The organism is Absicoccus sp. (assembly GCF_034090965.1).
In the GTDB taxonomy this organism is placed as follows: Bacteria; Bacillota_I; Bacilli_A; order Erysipelotrichales; family Erysipelotrichaceae; genus Absicoccus; species Absicoccus intestinalis.
In genome coordinates, this window is sequence record NZ_JAXDRQ010000060.1 from 1 (window position 1) to 12731 (window position 12731).

Genomic DNA, 12731 nt, shown 5'->3' on the forward strand with positions numbered 1-12731 from the left:
GTCGATGAAGATGAGCTAAAGCATAATCTTGAACTGATGAATAATCGGCCACGAAAGTGCCTTGGCTATAAGACACCAAATGAAGTTATGAACGAAACAGACTCACATACATCGTGTTGCACTTAATTTGACAATTCATCTTTTCAAAAGAAAAAGCCGTATTTTCATACGACTCTTCGTGCACATCCAATCCCAAGACAACCAGGACCCGTATGACAAGAAATACTTAAAGACAAAGGATCTTTGGTAACATGAAATTGAGGGAATTCGGCTTTGACTTCCTCAAACCATTGTTTGACTTGTTCCGGCTGACCATGGGTATAAGAAATATAGACTTCTATTTCCTTTTTATCCACAAATGGTTTAAAACGTGTATCAAGATCGGAATGCAACGCATTAAACATGATTTTTTTGGCTGCTTTTAAGCTCCGGGCTTTTGCAAACGCATCCAATTTTTCGCCCTGTATTTGTAGGACCGGTCGAATGCGTAATAGACCACCCAATAAAGCCGCAGCCGAGGTGACACGACCACCACGCTTTAGATAATCTAAACTACCAACCATGATATAGATGCTGGAATTAAATTTTTCCGCTTCTAAGATTTCTTTGATTTCTTTGGCTGATTTTCCTTGATCACGAAGGGTCATCGCATCATAAACCGATTGACGTTGCGTTAATGAAATTCTTTGGTTATTCACTACTTGTACTTTGCCATCGAATTGTTGTGCTAATAATGTAGCGGTCTCACACGAACTCGATAAACCACTCGACATGGGAATGTATACGACTTCATCATGCGTCTGTAACGCTTCTTTCCACATGGATAATACCTCACCGGCCGGTGGCATCGAGGTTGAAAATTCCATGTCGGGATCGTTTTCCATACGCTCGAAGAATTCCTGGGCGGTGATGGTTTCATTTTCGTAATATTGTTTTCCATCCAGGAAAAAAGGCATACGTAAAATGTATACACCCAGCTTCTTTCCTTCTTCAGGAAAAATGCCGGATTCATTATCTGTCATGATTGCTACTGTCATAGTATCCATCCTTCTTCTGCTTTAACAATTAGCTATTCTAACACGGGGAATGGGAAAAGGAAACAGTCACTTCACGTCTAATGTAAACAATAATTGCCCTGCTTTGACAGTGTCTCCTTCTTTGGCCAAGATGTCTTTGACGGTACCATGCATCCGGGCTACCACGGCTGTTTCCATCTTCATGGCCTCAATGATACCTAAACTATCATTTTCTTGGACTTCATCTCCAACTTTCACATTGATCTTGGTGACAAGACCTGGAATGGAAGCACCAGCCTGTGATTTATCTTGAGGATCGACCATCTTGGTCTCTTTGCCTTCTACATGCACATGTGGATCGGGTACCGCAATGACACGGCGTTGACCGTTCAATTCAAAGATCACATTACGCGTTCCATCTTCTTCGTTGATATCACCCAATTCGATAAAACGAATGACCAAGGTCTTTCCTTCATCAATGGTGATCAAGTTGCGTTCTCCTTTGGCTAGACCATTAAAGAAGACATGGGATCCCATATGCATCAAATAACCATATTCCACTTCGTGTTTCCAATATTCTTTGACAACTTTTGGATACATGATATATGAAATAACTTGACGCATATTGAAAGGATGTGGACACAATACAGCCACTTCTTTTTTGGCTTTTTCAAAATCGGCTGGTGGCAATAACTTTCCAGGACGACAAGTAATAGGTTCTTGTCCTTTTAATACCACTTTTTGCAGATTCTTTGGGAAACCATGTGGCGGTTGTCCCATCAAGCCTTTGAAATAATCAATGACCGAATCCGGGAAATTCAAGTGTTCTCCCTTTTCTAAAATGTTTTCCGGTGTCAAATCGTTTTGGACCATGAAAATAGCCATATCTCCAACCATCTTGCTGGAAGGAGTGACCTTGGTGATACCACCTAACATCGTATCGACCACTTTATACATTTTTTTGACATCTTCAAAACGAGAGCTCAAGCCCAAGGAATTGACTTGTGGTCGTAAATTGGTATATTGACCACCAGGAATTTCATATTTATAAATATCCGTATCCGTTGTCTTAAGGCCATGATCAAATTTTTCATAGCGCAAACGCACATCGGCATAGTAATTGGATAATTCTTCAATCCGATCCAAATCAAATTCGGTATCTCGATCTTGGCCATGCAAAGCGGCAACGATCGCATTCATGGATGGTTGTGAAGTCATGCCTGCCATCGAAGCAACGGCAGTATCCACGATATCCACACCAGCTTCGGCCGCCATCAAATAGGTAGCCACTTGGTTGCCCGATGTATCATGGGTATGCAGATGGATCGGTAAGGATACTTCATTTCGCAAAGCATGTACCAATTCTTTGGCGGCATAAGGCTTCAATAAACCAGCCATATCCTTGATGCCAATCGAATGCACACCACGTTTTTCTAATTCTTTCGCTAATTTGATGTAGTAATCCAACGTAAAGGTATCGTTGCTTGGATCTAAGATATCCCCCGTATAACAAATTGTACCTTCACAGAATTTGCCTTGTTTCAATACTTCATCGATCGCAATTTCCATACCCGGCAGATAGTTCAAGGAATCAAAGATACGGAAGATATCAATCCCATTGATGGCACATTGATGTACAAATTCACGCACGACATTGTCTGGATAATTGGCATAACCCACACAAGAACTACCACGCAACAACATTTGGAAAGGAATATTAGGAATGACCGATCGCAACAAGGTCAAACGTTCCCATGGATTTTCATGTAAGAAACGGAAGGCCACATCAAAAGTGGCACCACCCCACATTTCCAAGGAGAAACAATCTTTTAAAATTTCAGCTGTACCTGGGGCTGCCAAGATCATATCGCGCGTACGCATGCGCGTCGACAACAAGCTTTGATGGGCATCCCGCATGGTCGTATCGGTGATCAATAATTTCTTTTGATTACGTACCCACTTGGAAAAATCCGTTGGTCCAAGTTGATCCAATTTTTGTTTCAAACCTGGTTCTGGATCGCCCGTATGTTTGGGAAAACGCGGTTTATCGTATTGTTTTCGTTCGGCATTGGGAGCACTGACTTGGATATTGGCAATATAACGCAAAATACGCGTAGCCCGGTCTTTGGAACCAACCACATCAAATAATTCGGGTGTATTGTCAATGAACTTGGTTGAACATTGGCCCGCCATAAAAGTTGGATGCGTCAAAATATTTGAAATAAAAGGAATATTGGTCTTGACACCACGAACATGCACTTCACTAATGGCACGTAAAGCCCGATGACAAGCCCCCTCAAACGTGTTATCAAAAGCCGTGACTTTGACTAATAAGGAATCATAATAAGGGGAGATCACGGTACCGGTCGTGGCATTTCCACCATCCAGACGCACCCCAAAACCACCACCTGTACGATAGGCAATGATCTTGCCATGATCTGGGGCAAAGTTGTTTTGTGGATCTTCCGTCGTTACCCGACATTGGATCGCATAATTTCGCGCTTTGACATCGGATTGTTTGGAAATTCCGATTTCAGGAATATTTAAGGAACGACCTTCCGCAATCAAGATCTGGGCCCGCACTAAATCAATACCAGTCACACATTCGGTAACCGTATGTTCTACCTGGATACGGGGATTCATTTCGATAAAGTAGTAATTGCCTTGGGCATCGACCAAGAACTCTTCGGTTCCGGCATTCACATAGCCAACCGTTTTCGCAATACGTACGGCATCGGCGCGAATCTTGTTTAAGACGGTCTCATCCACCGACCAGGCCGGTGCAAATTCAATGACTTTTTGGTAACGACGCTGCAACGAACAATCCCGTTCTAAGATATGATAGGTATGACCATTTTGGTCGGCAAGGATCTGGACCTCAATATGTTTGGGATTGACCAAGAATTTTTCAATAAAAATATCATCGTTCCCAAACGCTTTTTGTGCTTCCGCCTTCACCAATTCAAACGCTGGCTTAACTTCTTCTGGTTTGTCACATCGACGCATACCACGGCCACCACCACCGGCAGCCGCTTTTAAGATGATTGGAAAACCAAAGGATTTGGCCATAGATAAGGCTTCATCCGCATCTTTTAGTGGCTTGGTCGAACCCGGAATGATGGGTACGCCCGCTTGGATAGCGATTTCTTTGGCATTTAATTTATCGCCCATCTTCGCTAAGATATCACTGGGTGGACCAATAAATACAATGCCCGCATCTTCACAGGCTTTCGCAAATTCCGCATTTTCACTTAAAAAACCATAACCAGGATGGATGGCATCGACCCCACGGCGTTTCGCTAAACGAATGATGGCAGGAATGTCGAGATAGGCACCAACCGGACTATCATTTTCACCAATGAGATACGCTTCATCCGCACGAATACGGAATTGTGAGTTGATGTCTTCTTTGGAGTACATGGCTACGGTATGGATGCCAAGATCGTAACATGCACGAAAGATACGAATGGCAATTTCTCCACGATTGGCAACCAAGACCTTGTTAAAATTATGGATACTCATATATGTCCTCTTTCTAATGATATAAATATTATAGGACAGTTTATATCTAATGCCAAAATAAAGTGTGTTAAACTAGTGATATGCGATATCAGCGTATATTTACCATCGTTTTGGATTCTTTTGGCGTCGGTCAAGCCCAAGATGCAAAGGCATTTGGTGATCAAGGGGCAGACACGTATGGACACATTCAAGCCCATATGTCTCTACATCTTCCCCATTTGCGAAAATTAGGTTTGGATGCCTTATATACACCCCAAGCCCATCAAGGCATTGCACTTCGATTGGCCGAACAAGGCCCCAGTAAAGATACCTTATCGGGACATTGGGAATTGATGGGGGTACCTGTCGATGTCCCTTTTCAAGTGTTTTCATCGTTTCCCCAAGATTTGATCCAGGAACTGGAAAAGGAAACGCAACATACTTTTATTGGCAACAAAGCCGCTTCCGGAACGCAGATCTTATCCGAATTAGGGCATGTGGAAACACAGACCCAAGGAAAAACATTGATCCTCTATACTTCGGCGGATTCGGTCCTCCAAATTTGTGGCAATGAAGAAATCCTTGGCTTAGAGGAATTGTATCGTGTATGTACGATTGCTCGAAAACTGACGATGCAGCCTCCATGGAAAGTAGGCCGCGTCATTGCTCGACCATATATTATTCGGCAGGGACAATATATACGTACGGATCATCGAAAAGATCTGGCCCTGGCCCCGATTCGTCCGACCGTTTTAGACCTTTTGCCTTATACGATTGGCATTGGTAAGATCAGCGACATTTTTTCGGGACACGGGATTTCGGAAAGCTATCATTCGACCAGTTCCGTTCATGGGATGAAACAAACCATAGCTATGCAAGAAAAAGATTTTCAGGGACTGTGCTTTACGAATCTGGTGGATTTTGATGCCAAATGGGGACATCGCCGCAATGTAGCAGGCTATGGCCATGAATTGGAACGTTTTGATGTTCTACTTGGCGCATTTCTTAAACGGATGCGAACGGATGACTTATTGATCCTTACGGCCGATCATGGTAATGATCCTACTTGGCAAGGAACCGATCATACCCGAGAGAATGTACCTTGTTTGTGTTATTCTTTACAGCTTCATCGACATGAAACCTTGCCAACGGGATCGTTTGGTGATGTGGGAGCAACCATTTTGCATAATTTTAATATTGTTCAACCAGAATATATGATAGGAGAACCAATATGGGACATTTTCAAGCAGTGATCTTTGATAAAGATGGCACCTTATTAGATACCGAAAAATATTATCGACAAGGATGGCAAGTAGCTGCTCATCATTTGGGCATACCATTGACCGAACAAATGAAACGAGCCATCTATGGTCGTTCTGGTCATGATCAAGTGGCCAGTCTTCATCGGGTTTGTCCCCATATCGATGCCGCTTTGTTTATGGATATTGTCATGAAATATGCCGAAGGCCAAATGGAAAGCCGAATGGATCAGAAACCTGGGGTGCAAGCTTTGTTGCAGATGCTACAAGACCAAGGCATTCCTTGTGCCTGTGCCAGTGGTGGCCCTTTATCGTTGATCCAAAAGAATTTAAAAGCCGTAGGGCTGGATCCTTATTTTTCTGTCTTGGTTTCGGGCATGGATGTGCCAAGAGGCAAGCCGTATCCCGATGTATTTGTAGAGGCAGTACGACAATTGCATGTGGCGGCTAATCAGTGTATCGTAGTGGAAGATAGTCCCAATGGCGTCTTTGCCGCCAAAGCAGCTGGTTGTTTTACGATCATGGTGCCGGAAAACAATTGGAGCAAAGAAATGGCCAAGGAAAAATATGATTTGTGTGTAAACAATATGTATAATGTACAAGACTATATCAAGGAGGTATGGAAATGAAGACCTGCTTTAGTACGCATGTAATGGCAGTAGGGCCACAAGTATCTTCCTTTCAAAAGGGGGATTTTATCATTTTGTTTGGGACGGATGTGCCCGATGAATTAAAAGCATATAGTTATATCATTGAAAAACAAAAAGTGGATGCGATCCAACCTGGACAAATCTTACGGATGGATGGCATTGCTTATCCAATTACGGCGGTTGGTTCGGAAGTGATGGATACGTTACAAACGATGGGCCATTGTACGATTCGTTTCAATGGTGCCAAAGAGCCACAAATGCCAGGAACCATTTATGTGGAAAAAAAGGATGTACCGACATTACATGTGGGATCATCCATTGAAATTGTGGAGGTAGATGCATGATCGATACGTTAAAACAACTCATTGCGATTCCAAGTGTTTCGCAAACCAAATATACCAAGGATGCTTTGCGTTATGTATTGGCTTTGTGTGAAAGTTTTGGTTTCTCTGTGCATGATGGGGGATCGTATGGCTATGCCCAAATCGGCCAGGGCGAAGAAATGATGGGAATCATTGGTCATTTGGATGTTGTGCCAGCTGGTCAGGGCTGGGATAGTGATCCATTTACGGCAACGATCAAAGAGGGTCAGATCATTGGTCGTGGTGTCATGGATGATAAAGGCCCGATGATGGTAGCTATCTATGCTATGAAAGACGTCTATGAAAGTGATAAGCATTTGAATAAGCGCGTTCGTATCATTTTTGGTACGTGTGAAGAAGTCGGTGAATGGGAAGATATCGAAGCGTATAAAGCCAACGAGGAACTGCCTACGTTTGGGTTTACACCGGATGCAGACTTTCCTGCCATCTATGGTGAAAAAGGCTTGTTGCAGACTGAATGGCATATGCCTTTGAAACATTCGGGGTTTCAATCCATCGAGGGTGGTGAAGCAATCAATATGGTGCCGGCTTGGGCCAAAGGACAATTGGATGATGGGACCTGGCTCGAAGCCAAGGGAAAAAGTGCGCATGGATCGATGCCAAAAGAGGGTATCAATGCCATCTCAAAATTGATGGAACAAGCCCATGGACCTTTAGCGGCTTTTTATCGTGACAAGATCGATATGCAAGGAGCTAAGCTGCATTTGGATCTTGCGGATGAACAAAGTGGATCATTGACACTGAATGTTGGCAAGGTCGAAGTGCGAGGAAAAGATGTGGTTTTATCGGTGGATATTCGCTATCCGGTTTCTTATACGGAAGCCGATGTCCTAACCCTCTTAAAACAAGAAGTAGAACCGGACATGCATATCGTTCGTATCAGTGGAAAAGCACCCATCTATATGGATAAGAATGGCCCCATCATCACCAAGATGTTAGAGGCCTATCGAACGGTTACCCATGATGATTCCGACCCTTTGGTCATTGGTGGAGGCACCTATGCGCGAGCGATGGATCATATCATTGCGTTTGGACCGGTCTTTCCAGGGGTGGAATTGACCGAGCATCAAGCCAATGAACGAATCGATATCGCCGACCTAGAAAAAGCGCGAGAAATATATCGCTTGGCGATTGAAAAATTAGCGACGGATTAGATATCCGTCTTTTTGTATGGGTTGAAAAAGTGCTTAAAATAGCGTAAAACGATACTGTAGATAGTAAAGGGGTAAATATGAGTCAAACCATTTATGTGACAGGACATAAACATCCAGATACGGATTCGGTGGCTTCGGCAATTGCGTATGCCTACTTGAAAAATCAACAAGGTGTGGATTGTGTGGCTTGTCGTTTAGGCGAATTAAATGATGAAACCAAATATTTATTGGATCGATTTGGTTTTGTGGCGCCTTTTTATTTAAAAGATGCGCGCATTTCACTATCGGAAATTGCGCTGGATGATCCGCTTTGTGTACATCCGGATACGACCATCTATGAAACGTTGCAACTGATGGAAAAAGAAAATAAGCCATCGATTGCGGTAACCGATGAAACGGGCAAAGTACTTGGTATCATTGCCAATCAGGATATTTCCAAAATTGGGATGGGCGATACGTCGTTGGGAATCGATTTATTAAAAGTGACCAGTGTGGAAAATATTGCCAAGACCTTGGATGGTACGATCGTTTATAATGATGCCCAATTTCATTTAAATGGGAAAGTCAGTATCATTGCCTTGGCGAAACAAGGATTGACCAATTACGATGTAAAGTCGCGTATCGTGATGCTGGGGGATGATAAGGATGCCCAGATGCAAGCGATTCAAAAAGGTGCGGGCATATTGATCGTGGTATGGGCCAAGACGATCGATCCAGAAGTGATCGAAGTGGCAAAAGAACATCATTGTCCGATCATCTTATCGGGACATGGAGCGATGAATACATCGCGTTATCTTTATTTTTCACCCGTCACTGCGTTGTTGATGCATTCGGATCCTGTGAGTTTTCATTATTGGGAATTGGCGGAAGATGCATCCAAGAAGATGGCCAAGAGTCGATTCCGTTCGTATCCGGTCTTGGATGAAAAGGATGGATTGGTTGGCTATGTATCGCGATATCATATCTTGAATTCCCAAAATAAATCCATCGTCATGGTGGATCATAATGAGTTTTCTCAATCGGTTCGTGCCATTGAAAAAGCGGATTTGATCGAGGTTATCGATCATCATCGCATCAGTGATTTTTCAACGCGAATGCCTGTGGCCTTTCGCAACGAGATCGTGGGTTCGACCGCAACCATTCTAACAGGTATGTTCCAGGAAAGACAGGTAGCGATACCGAAAAATTTGGCGGGATTATTGTTGGGGGCCATCTTAAGCGATACCTTAAAGTTTCGTTCGCCGACCACAACGCAAAAAGATATTTTTATGGCCAATGTTTTGGCCCAAATTGCCCAGGTGAATATTGATGATCTGGCCAAAGATATGTTTAGTGTGTCGACCAACATTGCCGACAAATCCATGATCGATATCATGCATATGGATTTGAAGACCTTTGATTTTGAGGATCAGAAAGTCGCAATCAGTCAGGTGATCATCTATAATTTTGAAGCCCTGACAGGAAGAGAAGCCGAAATCAAAGAAGCTTTAACGGAATTGTTGGTGCATTTGGAAGCCAAGACGTATTGTGTGGCTTTTACCAGCATTGCCGATGGTGGATCGATCATTTATGCACAAGGAGAATGTAAAGAATGGATCGAAGAAGCCTTTCCCCAAGAAGGTCAGATCCAAGCGGGCATCTTATCAAGAAAAAATCAGATCGTTCCAATCTTGATGGATGTCTTTAGTCATCATTAGATTCGAGGGATTTTATGATTTTTAAGAAACGATTTACATCGGCTCGCATCATCATCCTTGGCTTTGCGGGTGTGATCTTGTTGGGGGCCTTGTTGTTGATGTTGCCGATTTCTTCACAAAAACATGTAATGACACCGTTTTTGGATTGTCTGTTTACATCCACTTCTGCCGTTTGTGTGACAGGGTTGATCGTTCATGATACCGCAACCTATTGGACCAGTTTTGGTCAGTTGATCATTTTGTTGCTGATCCAAATTGGTGGTATGGGCGTTGTGACCATTGCGTGTGCCTTGGCCATTCTTTCGGGACGAAAGATTGGTCTTCTTCAACGCGCAACGATGCAAGATTCTATCGGTGCCTTTCAAATGGGTGGGATCATGCGCATGGTGAAGTTTATCATCAAAGGCGTGGTCTTGTTGGAAGGCTTAGGTGCGATATCGATGGCTTTTGTGTTTGTGCCCAAGTTTGGTTGGGGCCAAGGCATTTGGTATGCGATCTTTCATTCCATCTCGGCCTTTTGTAATGCGGGATTTGACCTCATGGGTGTGATCAAACCGTATTCTTCCATCACTACGATGCGTTCCAATCCCATCATCAACTGGACCATCATGTTGTTGATCATCATTGGTGGATTGGGTTTCTTTGTATGGAATGATATCTTAGTGAATAAATGGCATTTTCGCAAATATAGTTTGCATGCCAAAGTGGTCGTATTGACAACGCTTCTTTTATTGGTGTTGCCAACAGTCTATTTTTTCTTTGGTGAATTTCAAAATGTCCATGATCTGCAAACGCGTTTCTTTTTGTCGGCTTTTCAATCGGTCACGGCACGGACGGCTGGCTTTAATTCGGTCGATTTTACGACCATGACCCAGACCGGAGCCATGGTCATGACCCTTTTGATGTTGATTGGTGGTTCACCCGGATCAACGGCCGGTGGTATGAAAACGACGACCTTTGCGGTGATGTTGGCCAATGTAACGGCGGTCTTCCATCGCGATAATGTACATATGTTCCATCGTCGGATCGATAATGATACAGTACGAAGTGCTGGTACCATCTTTACGATGTATATTACGTTATGTTTAGCCGTAGCCATGATCATATCGAGGATCGAAGGCATTCCGATGATGGCTTGTCTTTTTGAAGCGGCCTCTGCCATTGGTACGGTGGGTTGTACGATGGGGATCACCCCATATTTAGGCGCAATCAGTCACATCTTATTGATTGTATTGATGTATTTTGGTCGTGTGGGCGGTTTGACTTTAGCGTATGCGGTAGCTTCGAAGAGCCGATTTGTGAATAGTATGCCAGAAGAAAGGATTTCGGTAGGATAATATGAAAAATGTTTTATTGATTGGTTTGGGTCGTTTTGGCACAAATCTTGTTCATAAATTGAATGAATTGGGTCATGAAGTCATGGCAGTGGATATCAATGAAGAACGTGTCAATGATGCCTTGCCCTTTGTGACCAATGCCCAAATTGGGGATACGACCGATCGTGAATTTTTAGCATCCTTGGGTGTTCGTAATTTTGATATCGTGATCGTAGCGATCGCGCATGATTTTGAAAGTGCCATGATCACGACCAATATGGTTAAAGAAATGGGTGCGCCCAAAGTGATTTCGCGAGCTTGTAGTGATATCCAGGAAAAATTGTTGAAGAAGATTGGAGCGGATATTGTCGTATATCCAGAAAAACAAGTGGCTCATTGGACGGCGCTTCGCTATACGTTGGATACGGTTTTTGATTATTTTGAATTGAGTGATGGCTTTGCAATCTATGAAGTGCCAACACCCGATAGTTGGCAAAATAAGAGTATCTTAGAATTGAATATTCGTAAAAAATACCATTTGAATATTTTGGCCATCAAAGAAGCCGATGGCCGATTGAATGTGATGGTGGGTTCGGAAACGAAATTTGTGAAAGGACAACGCTTGCTGGTATTGGGTAAGACCGAAAATATTCGTAAGTGTTTTAAGGTGTGATATGATCCAAGATATTCAACCCAGTCGATTTGATTTGAGTTATCTTCAGTTGGATCCCGCATATGAAGATACTGTCTTGGTCTTTGAGGGAAAAAAGCTTGCGGTAAAAGGATTGGATCCATTGCGGCTTCCTACGTATCGGGACATTCATGGCCCGGTCCAATATTTATTTTCCATTGATGAAACGCATTATTTTCTGGCCTTAGAAAAACAGGAGCAATTGTCGTATCAAGATATTCATCGATTGCGTCATCAACAACCAAAGAAAGAACAATTTGCGGCAGTCACGGCCTATCATTTGTATGTATGGTATGCCAAACATCGGTATTGTGGTGTATGTGGAAAGCCCATGGTTCCGGCTCATAGTGAAAGGGCGTTGCGTTGTCCTTCGTGTCACAATCGCATCTATCCAACCATTATGCCAGCAATCATTGTGGGCGTGATCCATAATGATTCCATTCTTGTGACGCGGTATGCCCATCGAACGTATAAAGGTCATGCTTTGATTGCGGGTTTTTGTGAAATTGGCGAGACCCCTGAAGATACCATTCGACGGGAAGTCATGGAAGAAGTGGGCTTACACGTTAAAAATATTCGTTACTATAAGTCGCAGCCTTGGGGATTCGATTTGAATTTGTTGCTCGGATTTTTCTGTGAATTGGATGGGAATCCAACCATTACGTTGGAACAAGAAGAATTAGCCAAAGCACGCTTTATTTCACAGGATGAATTGAATGATAAACCCGATGATCTCTCCCTGACCAATGATATGATGATGTTCTTTAAGGCCCATGGTGCCCATGTGTTGGATTGTTTAGATTCGAACTGTTATTGAACAATTGTATAAGTTTAGAAATATTGTTTATTTCATTTCAAAATGTTGTATACTTTTAATTGGCAAACGTACGAAAATTAAAGGAAAAGGAGACGCATATGCAAGTAGAAGAATTAAAAAAACATGCAAACAATGTTCGTAAGAATATCTTGACTGCTGTCTATTCGGGTCAGTCCGGACATCCGGGTGGATCTTTATCGGCAGCCGATATCTTGACGTATTTGTATTTTGAAGTCATGGACATCAA

The 12731-nt window shown here is 43.0% G+C and carries 10 protein-coding genes and 1 pseudogene; 9 read left to right on the top strand and 2 right to left on the bottom strand.

Annotation, left to right across the window (positions count from 1 at the left end; genetic code table 11):
- Positions 1–164 precede the first annotated feature (164 nt).
- Entirely contained in the window at positions 165–1037 is an 873-nt protein-coding gene (locus tag SOS22_RS09025) for a DegV family protein (protein WP_320596987.1), read from the bottom strand.
- A gap of 66 nt (positions 1038–1103) precedes the next feature.
- The gene (locus SOS22_RS09030; RefSeq protein WP_320324827.1) at positions 1104–4538 is read right to left on the bottom strand and encodes a pyruvate carboxylase; all 3435 of its coding nucleotides are present in this window, start codon (positions 4536–4538) and stop codon (positions 1104–1106) included.
- 80 nt (positions 4539–4618) lie between these two features.
- On the opposite strand from SOS22_RS09030, the gene SOS22_RS09035 reads away from it, so the two are divergent.
- The 9 genes and pseudogenes from SOS22_RS09035 to SOS22_RS09075 all read left to right on the top strand — a co-directional run.
- Positions 4619–5770 carry a phosphopentomutase gene (locus SOS22_RS09035; RefSeq protein ID WP_320596988.1) on the top strand — a complete coding sequence of 384 codons (1152 nt, stop codon included), beginning with the start codon at positions 4619–4621 and terminating at the stop codon, positions 5768–5770.
- Entirely contained in the window at positions 5749–6405 is a 657-nt protein-coding gene (locus tag SOS22_RS09040) for an HAD family phosphatase (RefSeq protein WP_320596989.1), read from the top strand. Before SOS22_RS09035 ends, SOS22_RS09040 begins: the two co-directional genes overlap by 22 nt.
- Positions 6402–6770: a PTS glucitol/sorbitol transporter subunit IIA gene (locus tag SOS22_RS09045; RefSeq protein WP_320324825.1), complete on the top strand. Its 369-nt coding sequence runs from the start codon at positions 6402–6404 to the stop codon at positions 6768–6770. The genes SOS22_RS09040 and SOS22_RS09045 overlap by 4 nt, the downstream gene beginning before the upstream one ends.
- Positions 6767–7963 (top strand): Sapep family Mn(2+)-dependent dipeptidase, encoded by a 1197-nt coding sequence (locus tag SOS22_RS09050; protein WP_320596990.1) that lies wholly within the window; start codon positions 6767–6769, stop codon positions 7961–7963. The genes SOS22_RS09045 and SOS22_RS09050 overlap by 4 nt, the downstream gene beginning before the upstream one ends.
- Before the next feature lie 77 nt (positions 7964–8040).
- Complete coding sequence (locus SOS22_RS09055) at positions 8041–9660, top strand: putative manganese-dependent inorganic diphosphatase (protein WP_320324823.1); 1620 nt, start codon at positions 8041–8043, stop codon at positions 9658–9660.
- Positions 9661–9674: 14 nt separating this feature from the next.
- Positions 9675–10997 carry a TrkH family potassium uptake protein gene (locus SOS22_RS09060; protein WP_320596991.1) on the top strand — a complete coding sequence of 441 codons (1323 nt, stop codon included), beginning with the start codon at positions 9675–9677 and terminating at the stop codon, positions 10995–10997.
- A gap of 1 nt (position 10998) precedes the next feature.
- Positions 10999–11649: a potassium channel family protein gene (locus SOS22_RS09065; protein WP_320324821.1), complete on the top strand. Its 651-nt coding sequence runs from the start codon at positions 10999–11001 to the stop codon at positions 11647–11649.
- 1 nt (position 11650) lies between these two features.
- Entirely contained in the window at positions 11651–12484 is an 834-nt protein-coding gene (nudC, locus tag SOS22_RS09070; protein WP_320596992.1) for an NAD(+) diphosphatase, read from the top strand.
- A 98-nt stretch (positions 12485–12582) separates the two neighbouring features.
- A pseudogene (locus SOS22_RS09075) lies at positions 12583–12731 on the top strand (transketolase); the annotation flags it as partial.